This is a genomic window from Polyangium sp. 6x1, assembly GCF_029946515.1.
GTDB lineage: Bacteria > Myxococcota_A > Polyangia > Polyangiales > Polyangiaceae > Polyangium.
Map to the genome: position 1 here is coordinate 1 of NZ_JARZHH010000011.1, position 16,090 is coordinate 16,090.

Sequence of the window (16,090 nt, forward strand, 5' to 3'; positions counted from 1 at the left end):
TGGCGGCCACTTCGCGGCTCGCATGCACGCGGTGGCTCGGCAGCGGCGCGGCTGCGGGCGCGGGCGTCGCGCGGGGCAGGGCCCCGACGCGCGGGGGCGCGGTGACGGCCGCGCGGCCCTTCGGCGGCTCGGCTGCCTGCCCGCCCGCGGAGAGCTCGGCCGTGTCCGGCGCTTTGCGCACCACGTAGCGGAGCTTCTTCACCGGATCGACGGCCTTGTAGCCGTCGTCGAGAAGCTCGATCGAGAAGTTGCCGAGCGACCCGTCGTCCCCGCGCATCGCGCGGGCCTTCTGGAGCGCGGGCTGCCACTGCGGCGCCTCCACGGTGAGCTTTGCCGGAGGTTCGGCGGCGGGCCCGGCCGACGAGATTTCCACGAACCAGCGCATCGGTCGTCCATTCGGCGTTGGCGCCTTCCACGACGCTCGAACGCGGTTCTTTTCTACAGGCGCTGCAACGGCCGGTCAACGCGCCCGCCCTTGGAATTCATGGTCCCCCGTTCGGACGAGCCCCGTGCGTCGCGACGAGGTCTCGCGTGGGCCGAGCCGGGGAATCGTGTAAGAAGAGTCCCCCGTGCCCGCCACACTGGACAAAGACGAAGCGGAAACGGCAGCCCCCCTCGGGGCCCGTCGACGCGGCCCCGCCGACGACGCGGGGCTTTTCGCGCGCATCCTCGAGAGCTGGCCCGCGATCGACCGCGTGCTCTACCCCGTCTTCGCCTCGGCCTGCGTCCTCTACGCGGCCACCGTGTTCTACGGGTACATGCACGTGCAGACGCGCGGCGGCTGGTCGGCGCCGCTCGACGACGTCTTCATCCACTTCGACTACGCGCGCGCCGCGGCCCGCGGCTTTCCCTTCCAGTGGTCCGAGGGCAACGGCTTCTCGAGCGGCAACACGAGCCTGCTCTACCCGTTCACGCTCTCGCTCGGCTACCTCCTCGGCTTCCGCAGCCTCGACCTCATGGCCTGGGCGGCGTTCGTCGCGTGCCTCTCGACCACGTTCTTCCTCGTCGCCATGGGCCGCGCGTGCGCGCCGCTCGGGCGCGCCGCGAAGTACCTCGTCCCGCCGGCCGTCCTCTCGCTCGGCGCGCTCGACTGGTCGCTCTTCAGCGGCATGGAGAACGCGTTCCACCTCGGCGTCTGGGCGCTCATGCTGCTGCCGATCCTGGCGATCGGAAGCAAGCCCGACGACGCGGCCGCCGTGCGCCGCAACGGCCTCCTCGCAGGCCTCGCGGGCGCGCTGCTCTACGCGACGCGGCCCGAGTCCGTCGTGTGCATCGCGGTCTTCGGGTTCTACGCCGCGTTCGCCGCCTTCCGGCCCCTCGGCCTCCGCGCGGCGCTCGCGACGCTCCTTCGCGCCTCGATCCCCGGCGCGATCGTGGCCGTGGCCCAGGCCGTCGCGAACCGCGTCTTCACCGGCGAATGGGCGGCGGCCGGCGCGATCGTCAAGCTCGCGCTGAACCACCCCTACATGAACGGGGAACAGAAGCTCGACGAGTACCTCTCGCACCTGAAGTACGTCGTCCTCCGCAACACCCAGCACCACTTCGCCGACTGGATCCCCGGGCAAAACCTCCCCTGGGGCTGGATCGTCCCGCTCGTCGCGCTCATCCCGTTCTTCTCGAAGAAGACCCGCGGCGTCGCGGCCATGCTCTGGGCGCAGGTCGTCGCCTGGCTCCTCATGGTCTCGCTGAACGGCCAGGTCCGCTGGCAAAACGAGCGCTACACGATGAGCGCCGTCGCGTGGCTGCTCGTGCTCGCGGCGATGGGCCTCGGCGTGCTCCTCGTGCCCGCGCTCGAAGCGACGCGGCGCGCGCGGGGCCTCTTCGCGCTGCGGGTCGCGATCGCGTGCGGCGTCGTCGTCCTCTACGGCGTCCACCAGGCGCCGAACATGCGCGACCAGATCTGGTTCTTCGGCCGCGCGAGCCGCAACATCCGCGATCAGCACGTGGTCGCGGGCAAGGTCCTCGCCGAGCGCAAGGCGAAGCGCGTGCTCGTCGGCGACGCCGGCGCGCTGATGTACGCCTCGGACCTGCCCGGCCTCGACATCATCGGCCTCGGCGGCTACCACGACCTGCCCTTCGCGCGCGCCGGCGTGAATGGCCTCGGCTCCACGATCGAGCTCATCGAGCGCATCGCGCCCGAAGATCGACCCGACCACATGGCGATCTACCCGTCGTGGTGGGGCGACCTCCCCGGCCTCTTCGGCCGCCGCCTCGTCGGCGTGCCCGTCGTCGGCAACGTGATCTGCGGCGGCGCGGAGAAGGTCATCTACAAGGCCGACTGGAGCGCGCTCGACAGGAACGGCTGGCCGCGCACGCAACGCGAAGGCGAGCGCGTGATCGACGAGCTCGACGTCGGCGATCTCGTCAGCGAAAAAGCCCACGGCTACAACTTCCCGCGCCCGGGCATGGGCTTCGTCGTGCACCGCGTCCTGCCCGAGCCCGGCCAGAAGCTCCGCGAGCTCTTCGACGCCGGCCGTATCGTCCCGCACGGCGAACCCGAGCTCGCCATGGTGAAGGCGCCGCGACGCGGAGGCCGCCTCGTCGTGCGCACCGTCGCGGGCCTGCAAGTCGCGGCCGAAGTCCGCGTCGAAGGCCGCCTCCTCGGCAAGCTCGAAGCGCGCCCCGGGCCCACGTGGACCGAGCCCAGCATCGATCTGCCGGCCGATCTCCCGCCGCGCTTCCAGCTCGCGATCACGCCCATCGAGGGCGAGTGGATCACCTACCACGCGTGGATCCTGGAGGACGACGGCGCGCCGTCGGCGGGGCGCTGATGCGCTCCACCACGAAGATCCCGCTCGGGCTCGTCCTCGCCGTCGCGATGATCGGCTGCGGCCGAACGGACGCGGAGAACGCGCGACGCCTGGCCGTCTCGCCGCGCGGCGCGCGTATGGTCTCGATCCCCGGCGCGACGTTCTCCTTCCGCGAATCGATGGCGACGAGCCGCTCTGTCGTCACGGTGCAGCCGTTCCAGATCGAAGCGACCGAGGTGACGGTCTCCGGGTACGCCGCGTGTGTCGGCGCGAAGGCGTGCGTCGTGCCCGCGGGCGAAAGCCGCGTCGCGAAGCACGACGAGCCGATGTGCAACTGGGGCAAGCCCGGCCGCGGCGACCACCCGATCAACTGCGTGAGCCCGGCCGAAGCCGAGGCCTACTGCCAATGGAACGGCGGCCGCCGCCTGCCGACGATCTACGAGGCTTACTGGGCCGCGCTCGGCGACGCGCGCATGAGCGAAGCAGAGCGCCTCGGCGAGCGGCACCGCATCTATCCGTGGGGCCGCGACGAGCCGGAGAAGATCGAGCATTGCTGGCAACGCGGCTCGGTCCCAGGGACACAAGGCGGCGTGGTCGGACCGATCACGAGCACCGCGCCACCCGCCCCCGTGGACCTCGGCACCTGCCCCGTCGCGAGTTACACCGGCGATCGCAGCCCGTTCGGCCTCTACGACACGGCGGGCAACGTCGCCGAGTTCGTCTTCGATCCGAAGCCGATCACGTGCATCTCGACCGAAGGCGAGCTCCCGTGCCCGCGCGAAAAGATGTTCCGCGTGACCGGCGGCACGTGGCACGATCACGGGCTCATGGGCAACCAGTCCCCGGCGGACAACCACCCCGTCGCGAGCGAGCGACACCCTTGGTACGGCTTCCGCTGCGTGGCGGGGGCGGGGTGAGGAAAAGCCTCGCGCTCGCCCTCCTGCTCACGGGGTGTGCCTCGTTCGAGCCTCCGAAAACGAAGACCGCGGCCGAGCTCCTCGCGGCCGGTGATCCCGGGGGCGCGCTCGACGTGGCCGCTCCCTCCCTTAGGCTGGACGACGCCACCCGGGAGCGCGTCGCGCGCGCTGCCATGGCGGCCGCCGGGCCGATGGTCACGGTCGAGGCGATCCCGGTGGACGAGCTGAGAAAAACGACCGGCATTCACTTCCTGCGCACCGTGGATCCCGCGTGGGTCTTCTTGCGCGTGCGCGGCTCTTCGCGCGACGCCGCCTTCGGCGCCGTGGAGGCGCGCGCGCACATCAGGTCCGAGGACAAGCTGCTCTTCGCCCTGCCCAAGGACGCGAAGTCGCTCACCGTGCTCACGGGCGAGACCTATCCGCCCGATATCGAGCACTCGCAGCTCAAGTTCGCCGATTTCCCATTGCCTTTGCACATGCTCACGTTCGGCGTGCTCACGGTGCTGACGTCGCGCTTCGAGACGACGTACACGCGGCCGCCGGAGGAGATCGTGCGCGCCGCGTTGCCGCGCGCCCTCTTGCTCGAGAAGACGCTCGCCGGGAGCTCTACGAATGGCGCTTGGGATCGCCGCTTCGTGCTCAGGCGCCCGCTGCACGAGGACGCGCCGTTCTCGCTCGACGTGGTCGTGAATGTCCGGCGACCCTCGGGCGCGGTCGTGTCGGCGGTGGCGACGATCCCCTTGCCTGAAGGGGGCCGGCTCGAGGAGCGGCTCGCACGTGCGGCGACGAGCGTCCCCGTCGCGGAGCTCGCGGGCGCGCGCGTGGCGATCGGCCCGGGCGCCGTGCCGGACAGGGGGACTTGCGAGAAAGACTTCCTGCACTCCCCCGGCTCGCCCTGCGTCGCGAGCGCGCCGTGGCCCACGGACGCGTTCACGCCGATCGGTCTCGAGCTGCCGCCCGTCCCCGAGCGGATCGCCTCCGCGAAGGAGAGCCGCGCGGCGCGGCCCGCCTGGGTGACCGGTGACCGTGATGCGCCCATGCCGAAGGTCGCGTCGCTCGACGCATCCCTGCCCGTCGCGGCGCAGGTGGAGGGCGGCGTGCTCGCATGCGACACCGAGGCGTTCAACACCCCGGGGGACGATGCCGATCACGTGTTCGCGAAGGTGACGATCGACGGCCGCACCTCCACGGTGAGCGACGCCCCTTTCGCGCTCCCCCTGGTCTCGCTCGGCCCGAAGTCCAAGGTCACGGTTTCCTTTTATGACGCGGACTGGCTGAGCGGCTCCGACCTCCTCGCCACCGTCGCGCTGAAGCGCGAGGGCGCCACCCTGACAGGCTCCGTCGGCTCCGCGGCGCGCCTCGATCGGACGCACGTGGCCTTGAAATGCCGCCTCTTCGATCGGAGCGCCGTGGAGGCGGCGTTCGCGAAGGCGTGGTACCGCGCGGCGGACGCCCTCGACGCGTGCGCCGAGTCGCCGGTGATCGTGCATCCGGAGAAGCGCGATTACGGACTCGGCGACTCCCCTCTTGTTGAGGCGCAGCGCCGCGTGACGGATGCGGCGGCCTTCGTGGGGTGGAGCGATCCGCGGGTCGCCGGGCTCGTGTCTCGCTGGGACGAGCAAAAGAGGCGGTTCTGGCCGGGCGTACGGAAGTCGATCGAAGGGCTGAAGACGGATCCTTCGGGCAGGGTCGTGCTGGAGCGCTCCAACACGCCCGACGGGAAGATTCATGGAGTGAGCGTGCGCTGCGGCGAGGCGGTGACGCGCGACATCAAGGCGCACGGCAAGGCTGCGGCGAGGCTCTACGACGCGGCGTATCTCCCGGACGTCTGCGCGGTCGACATCGATTTCGAGAACCTCGGCAGGTACCCGAATTACCCGGGCACGCTCGGCGACAACAGCCAGATCGTGCTGGACGATGGCTACGCGCTCGACGTGCTCGTCCTCCAGGACGCCGCGATTGCGCCGGGCACGCGGGCGAAGCTCACGCTCGTGCCCAAGGCAACGCCACCTCCCTCGTCCCGCGCGGCGAAGCCGTGGAGGTTCGTGATGCGCGGCTTCCGCTGGACGGAGATCGTGCCCGTCTCGCCGCCGTGAGGGCCGGGGCGCACGCGGAGCGGCCTTTGGGGGAGCCCCATGCCGCATTCCGCGCTCTCTCAGAGACCGTCGCAGATCGGGGGCGGGAAGCCGCAGATCTTGTCACTGCAGAGGTGTGTCATGCACTCCATGCCCGAGTCGCAGGCGGCACCGTCCGGCTTCTCTGCGGTGCACATGGAGGTGGTGGTATCGCAATATCCTTCGGGCACGCAGCGACCGCCATTGCTACAACTCGCGCCGATTGGCAGCGGATCGACGCAAACGAGGTTGTCGCAGATACCGCTTTGGCAATCATCGGGGTAGCCGCACGCGGCCCCGGTGGGAACCGGCGCAGCGCATAGGTTCGTTGGGAATTTGCAGTACAGGCCCTGGGCGCACTCGTTGAAAAGGCAAGGTTCGCCGTCGCCCCGCGCCATATTGCACGTCCACGGGCTCTCATCGAGGGCCGCGGGAAAACAGAGCGCGCCCTCATCTTTGCAGTCGCCCTGGTCCAAGCACGCACCCCCGAGCGCCACGCCCGGGTCGATGGCTCCCTTGCAGTCCGGATCCTTGGAGGGGGTCCGGTTCACGTAGAAATCGACGCACGAGGCGGCCTTTGCCTTCGCGACGCACGCTTCCGCGTGGTCTGGACTGTAGATGAGCCGGCCGGCGGCGACCTTGGCCTTCGTCGGGTCCAACTGTGCGGTGAAATAAGCCGAGAGTTGCTCGGTGCAAGCTTCCACTGTCGCGGGCGGCGGGTCGAAGCCCAGGGCGTCGACGAGCTCTGTCATTTCGCAGCAATCGAATGCCTTCATGCACTCGACCTCCGCAAGCGCCGCGTAATACTTGTCGAGCGTATACGTGGTCCCGCTGCTCGGGTCGGGCTCGCTGCCACATCCCGCCCAGACCAGGCCGCAAACGAGCATCCTTGCGACCAACCCTTCGACCTTGCCTGAAGCCATAAGCTCTTCAACTCCCCGCCCAGCTCAAATTCCCGGCGTTCCGCGTGAACATACACCGGATTTCACCCTGGAACTTGGCGGACCTGCCTTTGGCGGAGCGCCAAGCGCTCCCCCACCGCGCGGACCTCGCTCTTGGCGGAGCGCCAAGCACTCCCCCACCGCGCGGACCTCGCTCTTGGCGCAGCGCCAAGCCCTCCCCCACACGCCCAAACCTCCCCTTGGCGCAGCGCCAAGCCCTCCCCCACACGCCCGGACCTCCCCTTGGCGCATCGCCAAGCCCTCCCCCACACGCCTGGACCTCCCGTCGGCGCATCGCCAAGCCCTCCCCCACACGCCCGCACCTCCCGTCGGCGCAGCGCCAGGCCCTTCCCACCACCCCCGCACCTCCCTCCGGCGCAGCGCCAAGCCTTTCCCACCACGCCCGGACCCCTCTTCCCGCCCCGGAACGTAAGCATCCCGCCATCCGCGAAGACTCCGCACCCCTTCGGCTTCCGATGTACCCTCTCCGTCCACCTCCCCGGCACCTCCCGCGCTTCCCCCCTTGACATCCCCCCGTGCGCTTCGGCCTCCCCCGTGACCCCGCGCAGATCGCCGCCCTCCTCGCCGCGCTGATCGCCCTCGCCTTCGCCCCGCGCGTCGTTCGACCCCAAGCGAAGAGCCGCCTCTTCCTCGCCCTCGCGTCCCTCACGGCCGCCGCCCTCTCCGCCGCGTACGTCGCGCTCTACCTCCGCGGCGGGCCACGCATCATCGACGCCACGAGCTACTTCCTCGAAGCGCGCGCCCTCGCGAACGGCCACGTCGCCTTCCCTCTCGACGAGCCCGTCGCCTCCACGCTCGGCCGCTTCCTCGTCCGCACGGACGGCCCCGACGGGCCCACCGCGGCCGTCCTCTTTCCGCCCGGTTATCCCGCGCTCCTCGCGCTCGGCTTCCTCGCCCACGCGCCCCTCGCGGTAGGCCCGCTCCTCGCCGCCGCGCTCACGATCGCGACCTACGCCCTCGCCGAGCGTGTGATCCCCGAAGGCTCGGCCCTCGCGGCGGATCGCCTCTCGATCCCTCGCCTCGCGACCCTCTTCTCCGTCCTCTGCGCCGCGCTCCGCTACCACACGGCCGACACCATGTCGCACGGCCTCGCCGCGCTCTGCTTCACGAGCGCGCTCGCCCTCGCGCTCACCGCCGTGCGCGCGCTCGAAGCCGGCACCGGGACGCGCGCCCTTCTCCCCTCGCTCGGCGCAGGCTTCTTCGCAGGATGGCTCGCCGCGACGCGCCCTCCCTCCGCGTTCGCCCTCCTCCTCGCGCTCGCCTTCCTCGTCGTCACGACACGCCGCACCATCGCGCGCGCTCCCGGAAGCTCGCGCCTCACCGCCCTCGCGCTGCTCGCCCTCGGCGCCCTCCCCGGCCTCGCCCTGCTCGTCGCCCATCAACACGCGGCCACCGGCGAGCTCTTCACCTCGTCGCAGCGCCTCTACTACGCCGTCTCCGATGGCCCGCCCGGCTGCTTTCGCTACGGCTTCGGCGCCTCGATCGGTTGCCTCGGCGAGCATGGGGACTTCGTCCGGCACAACCTCCCGAACGGCTACGGCGCCTACGCCGCCGCCGCGACCACGCTCCGCCGTCTCAAGCAACACCTCGTCGACGCCGGCAACGCCGAGCCCTTCACGCTGCTCGTCCTCTTCGGCGCGATCCTCGCCGCGCGCCTCCCGCGCGCGCGCCTCCTGCCGATCGCCGTCCTCCTCCAGATCGCCGCGTACGTCCCCTTCTACTTCGACGGCAACTACCCCGGCGGCGGCGCGCGCTTCTACGCCGACGTCCTGCCGCTCGAACACATCCTCGCCGCGCTCGCCGCCGTGCACCTCGCCGCGCGTGCGAAGGACCTCGGCCGCGCATCACGCCGCATCGCCGCGATCGTCGCCCTCGTCCCGCTCGGCTTCGCCTTCCGCGCCGGCTTCGATCACGCCTTGCTGCGGGATCGCGAGGCCGGCCTCCCGATGTTCGAGCCAGCCCGCCTCGCGAACCTGCCCGCGCGCGCGCTCGTCTTCGTCGACACGGATCACGGCTTCAACCTCGCCTACGATCCTTGGACCTCGAACGACCGTGCGATCGCCCGTCACCGCGGTGACGCTCTCGACCGCTTCGCCTGGGAGGCGCACGGGAGGCCTCCTGCCTACCGGTACGTCTTCCCCATCCCGCCCGACGGCGAGGCGCCTCCCTCCCCGCCGCACGTCGTCCCGTACTCCTTTGACCTCCAAGCACCGCTCACCGTCGAAGGCGAAAACCTCTGGCCCGCGCTCGCCCAGGAGGACGCCTGGGCCCTGCCCGCCTGGGCCACCGACGCCTGCGCCTCGGATCGCCGCTGGCTCGCCATGTCCCCGGCGGATCCCTCGAAAGGCGGCGCTGTCACCCTCTCCCTCCCCGCGCCCTTCGTCGCCGGCCACAGCCTCGCGCCGCGCCTCGCCGTCCTCGGCCCCGCCTCGGTCACCGTCTCGCTCGTCGTCGACGGTCGCACCCTGCACGTCCACGAGCTCGGTCCCGCCGCGGCCCCGCCCTCGCCTTGCGTCACGCTCCCGCCCTTCCCGATCCCGAGCGCCGCTCGATCCGTCGCGCTCACGCTCCGCCTCGGCCCCCATCCCGCGGGTTCGCTTGTCGCGCTGGACCGGTTGGATTTGTTGGAGAACGAAAGTCGTTGACGCTGAGCGTCCAGGATGCGAGGGGTGTCCTAAGTTCCTGGAATCGTAAGTCGTATCCGTCCGGACGTCGCATCGAGTCGGGGGGACGTAGGGACGGGGGGCGGCGTGACGGCCGCCGAGGGGTGTCCATGACGAAGAGCGAGCTCATCGACGCGATCGCGGGACGTGGCGAGCTCACCAAGGCTCGTGCGGAGCTCGTGGTCAACTGCATCTTCGATGCGATGACCGAGGCGCTCCAGCGCGGCGAAGGCATCGAGATCCGCGGCTTTGGAAGCTTCACGGTCCGCCCGTACAAACCCTACAGCGGCCGCAATCCGCGCACGGGCCAGCCCGTCCCGGTGCCCGCCAAGCGCCTGCCGTTCTTCAAGGTCGGCAAGGAGCTGAAGGAGCTCGTCAACCAGAGCCGCGCCTTCGCGATCACCGGCGGCAAGGACGACGAGGACGACGAGGACGACGACGAGGACGACGAGGACGAATGAACGTCCCGCTCGCCTGACGCTTGCGCCGCGCGCGCCGTCCGGCAAAGTCTCCCCCATGCTTTCCGCCGAGCGTCAGCTTTCGGAGTTGTGCCGGGGCGTCGTCGACTTCCACGTCCGCGCCGAGCTCGAAGAGCGCCTGAAGGAAGGGCGGCCTTTGCGCATCAAGGCCGGCTTCGACCCCACGCGTCCGGACCTGCACCTCGGGCACACCGTGCTCATGCAGAAGATGCGGCAGTTCCAGGAGCTCGGGCACCAGGTCATCTTCCTCGTCGGCGACTTCACGGCGATGGTCGGTGATCCGACGGGCAAGAGCGAATCCCGCCCGCGCCTGACGCGCGAAGAAGTACGCGCCGCCGCCGAGACCTACCAGGCGCAGGCCTTCAAGATCCTCGACAAGGACAAGACCGAGGTTCGCTACAACTCCGAGTGGCTCGGCAAGCTCTCGCCCTTCGAGATCGTCGAGCTCGGCGCGAAGTACACCGTCGCGCGCATGCTCGAGCGCGACGACTTCTCGAAGCGCTTCGAGGGCAACATCCCGATCCACATCCACGAGTTCCTCTACCCGCTGCTCCAGGCCTACGACTCGGTCGTGCTGGAGAACGACGTCGAGCTCGGCGGCACCGATCAGCTCTTCAATCTGCTCGTCGGCCGCGACCTCATGCCGCGTTACGGCAAGCGCGCGCAGATCGTCATGACGACGCCGATCCTCGAAGGCACGAACGCGCGCGTCGAGCTCGGCAAGGTCGTCGGCGCGAAGATGTCGAAGAGCGCGAACAACTACGTCGGCGTGAGCGAGCCGGCCTTCGAGATGCTGCAGAAGCTCATGCTCGTCGACGACCAGGTGATCTGGCGATACATGGAGCTGCTCTCGGCGAAGTCGCAGCAGGAGATCACCGAGCTGCGCGAGTACGTCGATCGCGGGCACGCCAGCATCATCGAGGTGAAGGAGGCGTTCGCGAAGGAGATCGTGACGCGCTTCCACGACGCCGCGGCCGCCGACGCCGCGATCGAGCGTCGCCGCAGCGTGGCCGCAGGCGGCGTGCCCGACGACATCGAGGAGATCAACGTCGTCACCGAGGCCGAGTCGCTCTGGATCGCCAAGGCCTTGTCGCTGGCGGGCCTCGTGAAGTCGACGAACGAGGGGCTCCGGCTCGTCAAGAGCGGCGCCGTCCACCTCGACGGCGAGGTCGTGCGCGACGAGCAACAGAAGCTCGAGCGGGGCCGGAGGTATCTTGTCCGCGTCGGATCGAAGAACCGCAAGTTCGCGCATCTCGTCGTCGGCTGACGTCACGGATCCGGACCGGCGCGTCTTCCTCGCCGCCGCGCTCGCCGCGCTCGCCTCCGCCCTCGTCGGCTGCGGCGCGGCGCCTCCGCCCGTCACGAAGCCCGAAGCCGCGCCCGAGCCGCCGCTCGCCGTCGCCTCGCTCGACAGCCTCTTGCCGCTCGCGGGCCTGCGCTGGGTCGTGCTCGTGAACCCCCAGGAGATCACGTCGATCCCGTGGCTCGTCCCCTTCGTCGGCACCGTCATCCCCGAGGCGCGTTTCAACCGCTTCGCCCACGGCACCGCGGTCGACCTGCGACGAACGCCCGAAGCCCTCGTCGCCTCCTACGCGACGAACGAAGGCGACGCGACCGTCGAGCTGCTCCGCCACACGAGCGATCCACGCGCCGTCGAGCGCGCCTTTCGTGATCGCCTGAGCACCGCGGCCACGCGCGCCGTCGACCGTCACGACCTCGTCCGCGTCTCCGGCAAGATCGGCCCGAGCGCGCACGCCTTTGCCGCGATCGGCCCCGACGTGATCTGCTTCCAGCAAGCGGGCTCGATCCTGCGCGGCCCTTGCCGGATCGCCTCCCTCTTCGCCCGCGGCGCGCTCGCCCGCGCGGCCCGCGCCTTCTCCGACCCATCGCTACGCGCGCTCGCCGAGCGCCTCGGCCCGGCGCCTGCCCGCGCGTTCGCGCTCGGCCCGTTCGAGGGCGAGCTCGCGCGCGGCGCCCGGGGCCTGCTCGCCGCGGCCACCGCGATCGGCGCCGCCGCGAGGCCGAGCGCGCGCGAGGGCATCTTGCTCTCCATCGCCGTCGCTGGAGACTTCTCCCGCACGGGCGAGGCCGCCTCCGAGGAGCTCGCGGGCGCGTGGAGGGACCTCGCCGAGGGCTCGTTCGGCCACCTGCTCGGCCTCGACGCGCCCGTGATGGCGCCGCTCCCCACGCACGCGCCCGACGCCGTCGCGATCGCGGTCGAGCTCGACCCGAGGAAGCTCGCGAAGGGCCTCGCGGACGCGACCTCGAACGAGATCGATCAAATCATGCGGTGAGGCGCGGCGGGCGCTAGAGCATCGAACGGTTCGATGCTCTGCGAGATCGCGAAGCGAGCTCGCCTCGGGGGGTGAATCGGCCGGGCTCCGCCTGGCCGAGAGGGGGACGCGAGGCGTCCCCCTCGGGACAAAAGAGCTAGAACATCGAGCGGTTGTAAACCGATCGATGTTCTAGCGCCGCCCCTTGAAGCCCATCATGCCCTGCACGACGGCCTCGCTCTCCTCGGCGATCGCGCCTTCCTGTGCGACGCGATCGGCGCAGTCCTCGCACATTTTCTTCTTCTTGGTCCCGACCTTCACCGTCTTCAGCTCGTCGACCTCGTTGTCGCACTCGCGGCACGTGGGCATTCCGGATCCTCCTCGGCGCGATCCTAGCCCAAGCTGCGGCTCGGGTCGGGCGATGGCAAAAAGTTGGCCCTACCGATCGCTTTCCCGTATCGGGCAGACGGACCTTCATGGAACGACGGATCGGCCCTCGCGCGCTCTGCGACTATCCCCTGGTTGCCATCGTGGATGGGCATCGCCACGCATGCCGCGCCGTCGACCTCTCGGTGAGCGGGCTCGTCTTCGAAAGGCCGCGAGGCCTCGTGGATCGGGAGCTCAGCATGATCACCGCGTTCGAGCTCGACCTGGGCGCGGGCCGACCGATTCGCCTGCGCGGCCGTCCGATCTGGTCGAAAGACCGGCTGCAGGCGATTCGATTCGTCTCGATGAACGACGCCGACCGGCTCACCCTCGCCGAGCAGCTCGACCGGAAGAAGGTCCTCGGCGACCCTTTGCATTGAGCGAGCGCCGCCGCCCGACGAAGAACGCCATTCCGAGCGCCATCATCGCCGCCATCGCGTCCTTCGTTTCCTCGCCGCCGCCCGCGGCGGTGCACGCGCATCCGCCCGTCATCATCGCGCTGTCGTCGCCGACGGTCTCCTGATTCGGACCCGCGCCTGCGCCGTCGAGCCCGCCGGCGCCCCCCACTCCATCGGAGCCGCCCGTCCCCGAGACGCCGAGCGCCCCGAACATGTAGACCGAGCCGGCATTGTCGCCCTTGTCGTTATCGTCGCCCGGCGCGCCGATGAGGACCGTGTCCGCGGAGACCGCGACCGAGATGCCGAAGAAATCGGCGTCGGCCCCGTCCGGCGCGAGGAGCCGGTGATCCTTGGTGAAGACGTCACCCTCGCGCACGAATACGTAGGCCGACCCTGCGCCCGTGACGTTCGGCCCGGCGAGATAGGTCCCCACGATCGCGACGTCGTCCGAGATCGACGTCGCGATCCCGAACCTGCCGAATTTCTCTGCCGTGGAGGGGAGGAGCTTCTGCCCTGCGCTCCAGAGCTTGTCCACCCGCGAAAACACATAGGCCGCGCCGCCGTCCTCGGCGACGTCGTCGTCCCCCGACGCCCCGACGACCGCCGTGTTTCCCGAGATGGACACGGAGAATCCGAAATAGTCTTGCTCGCCCGCGTCGTCCGCCACGAGCCTCTGCTCGACCTCCCAGGCGCCCTCGGCCCGATCGTAGACATACGCCGCGCCGACCGAGATCACCATACCGACGTTGTCCCGCGGCGCCCCGACGACCGCGGTGGTCGACGAGAGCGCCACCGACGCGCCGAAATGGCTCGACGTCCCGTCCGCCGGCACGAGCTTCTTTTGCAGGCCCCACATGCCGCCGGACGCGTCCCGAACGAAGACGTACGCCGCGCCGGAATCGAAGCCGAGCCCGTCCTCGCGGCTGGCCCCGACGAGCGCGATATCATCCACGATCGCCACCGACGTGCCGAACGAGCCGAGGATCTCCGCGTTCGGCGAGACGAGCTTCTGCTGCTCCTTCCATACGCCGCCCTCTCGCACGAAGATGTAGGCCGCGCCCGCGTTTTCGGCCGGGTCGTCCTCGTTCGGCGCGCCGACGATCGCGAGATCGCCCGAGATCGCCACGGCATATCCGAATCCATCCGTCGCCTCTGCATCGGCGGCGACGAGCCTCTGCTCGGGCGCCCAGACGCCGTCCTTTCGCACGAAGACCTGCGCGGCGCCGGCGTTCTCCGCGATCAGATCGTCGGCGTGTGCCCCGACGATCGCGGTATCTCCGTCGATCGCGACCGACACGCCGAAGTCCGCATCTTTTGCCCCGTCGGGCGCCACGAGCTTGTCGCCCTGTGTCCATTCCAGCGAATCGAAAGCGACTCCGGTGCGCTCGGCCTCCTCGGCCCCGCATCCGGCGCCGAGCGACAAAAGCGGGACGAGCCCGCAGCACAGCACGGAAGAAATGGTGCGCATGTGTCCCCCCGAATCGCGCGCGGGCGCTCCGCGCGTGATTCCCGGAAATCAAAACGCGCCTAGGTTTACACCTCCGGGCGCGCGTGACCACCCGAGTCGCCAGGATCACACAAAATCACGGCGCGCATCCCTCTTCCGCCGAAGACGGCCGCTTCAGCGCTCGATCACGCGTTCGTCCGTCACGACGACCGGCAGCGGCACGTCCCCGTCCGTCACCGGCACCTCCGATAACACCTGAAAATCGTACACCACGCCGATCGCCACGCCGGGCGGACAGAATCGCGGGATCGTTCGATCGTAATACCCCGCGCCATACCCGATCCGGTTCCCCTCCCCGTCCACGCCGAGCGCCGGCACCACCACCACGTCGACCTCCGCCGCCTCCGGCTCCGTGAGGAGCGGCTCCTGAAACCCGAGCCCTTGCTCCTCCATCGCCTCGGGAACGGCCGGGATCCGGAACGTCATCACCCGCGTCTCCGGGTGGATCGAGGGGAAGGCCACGACGACGCCCCGCGCCCCGAGCTCCGTGACGAGCGGCCGGAGGTCCACCTCGCCCCGCTTCACGATCGGCCAGAAAAGCGCGACCGTCCGCGCGCCTGCGAGCTCCGGCCGTGCGAGCAGCCCTGCGCGGATCTTCGCCGACCGCTCGGCCAGCGACTCGCGCGGGATGGAGTTGCGCAGCGCACGCATCCGCTGCCGCAGCACTCCCTTCGCGCGGTAACGCAGCTCGCGCATCGCCTCGGGATCGAAGTCTTCCATCGCCGGCACCCTACCCCGAACGTCCCCACTACGCACGCCGGTGTCCTGCGCGGCGCTCCCCGGCGCGCGCCTGCCGTGGTAACGGTGGTCGACCGATGCGTCCCTGCGCGATCATCCCCGCTTATCAGGCCGCCCGCACCATCGCCGAGGTCGTCCGCGCGACGCGCGCGCTCTGGCCCGAGCCCTCCGCGGTCTTCGTCGTCGACGACGGCTCCACGGACGGAACGGCCGAGCTCGCCCGTACGGCGGGCGCGACCGTCCTCCCGCACCCCAACAACCGCGGCAAGGGCGCCGCCCTCCGCACGGGCATGATGCACGCCTTGCGGCGCGGCTTCGACGTCGCCGTCACGCTCGACGCCGACGCCCAGCATCCGCCGGCCGAGGCGCACCGCATCGCCTTCGTCGACCCTGACCCGCGCGCCCTCGTCCTCGGCGTGCGTGACCTCGTCAAGGCCGGCGCGCCGCGCGCGAACCAGATGTCGAACCGCATCTCGAATTTCTTCCTCTCGCTCTTCAGCGGCCGCCCGCTCGCCGACACGCAATGCGGCCTGCGCCGTTATCCCATCCAGACCACGCTCTCGCTCGGCGCTCGGGACGACGGGTACGCATTCGAGGCCGAGATCATCCTGCGCGCCATTGCCGCGGGCGTCCGCGTCGTCGAGGTCCCCATGGAGGTCGTGTATCCGCCGGAGCACGAGCGCGTCACGCATTTCCACAGCGTGCGCGACCCGGCGCGTATCGTCTTCCGCGTCGTCGGCACCCTCGCCGAATCGAGGCTCGCCCCCGTCACGATTCCCCCGGCGCCCCCGCCCGCGCCCTCGGCCAAACCCTCGCGGCCCTCGCGCGAAGCCCCGCGCGAGAGCGCCCACGATCTTTGAGTC

General features: G+C 70.4%; 13 protein-coding genes and 1 pseudogene. 9 read left to right on the plus strand and 5 right to left on the minus strand.

Annotated elements, in window-relative coordinates; all coding sequences use genetic code 11:
- A pseudogene (locus tag QHF85_RS13270) lies at positions 1–385 on the minus strand (hypothetical protein); the annotation flags it as partial.
- A gap of 184 nt (positions 386–569) precedes the next feature.
- Between QHF85_RS13270 and QHF85_RS13275 the strand changes: the two are divergent.
- The 3 genes from QHF85_RS13275 to QHF85_RS13285 are packed head-to-tail and all read left to right on the plus strand — an operon-like array spanning position 570 to position 5,763.
- The gene (locus QHF85_RS13275) at positions 570–2,771 is read left to right on the plus strand and encodes a hypothetical protein (RefSeq protein WP_281327523.1); all 2,202 of its coding nucleotides are present in this window, start codon (positions 570–572) and stop codon (positions 2,769–2,771) included.
- Complete coding sequence (locus tag QHF85_RS13280; protein ID WP_281327524.1) at positions 2,771–3,667, plus strand: SUMF1/EgtB/PvdO family nonheme iron enzyme; 897 nt, start codon at positions 2,771–2,773, stop codon at positions 3,665–3,667. The genes QHF85_RS13275 and QHF85_RS13280 overlap by 1 nt, the downstream gene beginning before the upstream one ends.
- A complete protein-coding gene (locus QHF85_RS13285) occupies positions 3,664–5,763 on the plus strand; it encodes a hypothetical protein (RefSeq protein WP_281327525.1) in 2,100 nt (699 codons plus the stop codon). Before QHF85_RS13280 ends, QHF85_RS13285 begins: the two co-directional genes overlap by 4 nt.
- 59 nt (positions 5,764–5,822) lie before the next feature.
- On the opposite strand, the gene QHF85_RS13290 is transcribed toward QHF85_RS13285, so the two are convergent.
- A complete protein-coding gene (locus QHF85_RS13290) occupies positions 5,823–6,668 on the minus strand; it encodes a hypothetical protein (RefSeq protein WP_281327526.1) in 846 nt (281 codons plus the stop codon).
- A 590-nt stretch (positions 6,669–7,258) separates the two neighbouring features.
- On the opposite strand from QHF85_RS13290, the gene QHF85_RS13295 reads away from it, so the two are divergent.
- The 4 genes from QHF85_RS13295 to QHF85_RS13310 all read left to right on the plus strand — a co-directional run bounded on the left by QHF85_RS13295 (position 7,259) and on the right by QHF85_RS13310 (position 12,179).
- Positions 7,259–9,388: a hypothetical protein gene (locus QHF85_RS13295; RefSeq protein WP_281327527.1), complete on the plus strand. Its 2,130-nt coding sequence runs from the start codon at positions 7,259–7,261 to the stop codon at positions 9,386–9,388.
- Between the two features lie 128 nt (positions 9,389–9,516).
- Complete coding sequence (locus QHF85_RS13300; RefSeq protein WP_281327528.1) at positions 9,517–9,867, plus strand: HU family DNA-binding protein; 351 nt, start codon at positions 9,517–9,519, stop codon at positions 9,865–9,867.
- Positions 9,868–9,922: 55 nt separating this feature from the next.
- Entirely contained in the window at positions 9,923–11,152 is a 1,230-nt protein-coding gene (gene tyrS, locus QHF85_RS13305) for a tyrosine--tRNA ligase (RefSeq protein WP_281327529.1), read from the plus strand.
- Positions 11,100–12,179 carry a hypothetical protein gene (locus QHF85_RS13310; protein ID WP_281327530.1) on the plus strand — a complete coding sequence of 360 codons (1,080 nt, stop codon included), beginning with the start codon at positions 11,100–11,102 and terminating at the stop codon, positions 12,177–12,179. Before tyrS ends, QHF85_RS13310 begins: the two co-directional genes overlap by 53 nt.
- A gap of 171 nt (positions 12,180–12,350) precedes the next feature.
- Here the strand turns inward: QHF85_RS13310 and QHF85_RS13315 are convergent, their stop codons facing one another.
- Positions 12,351–12,527 carry a hypothetical protein gene (locus QHF85_RS13315; protein ID WP_272417222.1) on the minus strand — a complete coding sequence of 59 codons (177 nt, stop codon included), beginning with the start codon at positions 12,525–12,527 and terminating at the stop codon, positions 12,351–12,353.
- Positions 12,528–12,634: 107 nt separating this feature from the next.
- Between QHF85_RS13315 and QHF85_RS13320 the strand changes: the two genes are divergently transcribed.
- Positions 12,635–12,964, plus strand: a complete 330-nt coding sequence (locus QHF85_RS13320) for a PilZ domain-containing protein (protein WP_281327531.1) — start codon at positions 12,635–12,637, stop codon at positions 12,962–12,964.
- Here QHF85_RS13320 and QHF85_RS13325 read toward each other — a convergent pair.
- Together QHF85_RS13325 and QHF85_RS13330 are read right to left on the minus strand one after the other, a co-directional pair.
- Complete coding sequence (locus QHF85_RS13325; RefSeq protein ID WP_281327532.1) at positions 12,909–14,450, minus strand: FG-GAP repeat protein; 1,542 nt, start codon at positions 14,448–14,450, stop codon at positions 12,909–12,911. The two genes, QHF85_RS13320 and QHF85_RS13325, sit on opposite strands and share 56 nt — an antisense overlap.
- Before the next feature lie 153 nt (positions 14,451–14,603).
- Positions 14,604–15,209, minus strand: coding sequence for a 5-formyltetrahydrofolate cyclo-ligase (locus QHF85_RS13330; RefSeq protein ID WP_281327533.1), 606 nt, complete (start codon positions 15,207–15,209; stop codon positions 14,604–14,606).
- A 95-nt stretch (positions 15,210–15,304) separates the two neighbouring features.
- On the opposite strand from QHF85_RS13330, the gene QHF85_RS13335 reads away from it, so the two are divergent.
- The gene (locus tag QHF85_RS13335; protein ID WP_281327534.1) at positions 15,305–16,087 is read left to right on the plus strand and encodes a glycosyltransferase family 2 protein; all 783 of its coding nucleotides are present in this window, start codon (positions 15,305–15,307) and stop codon (positions 16,085–16,087) included.
- Positions 16,088–16,090: the final 3 nt, after the last annotated feature.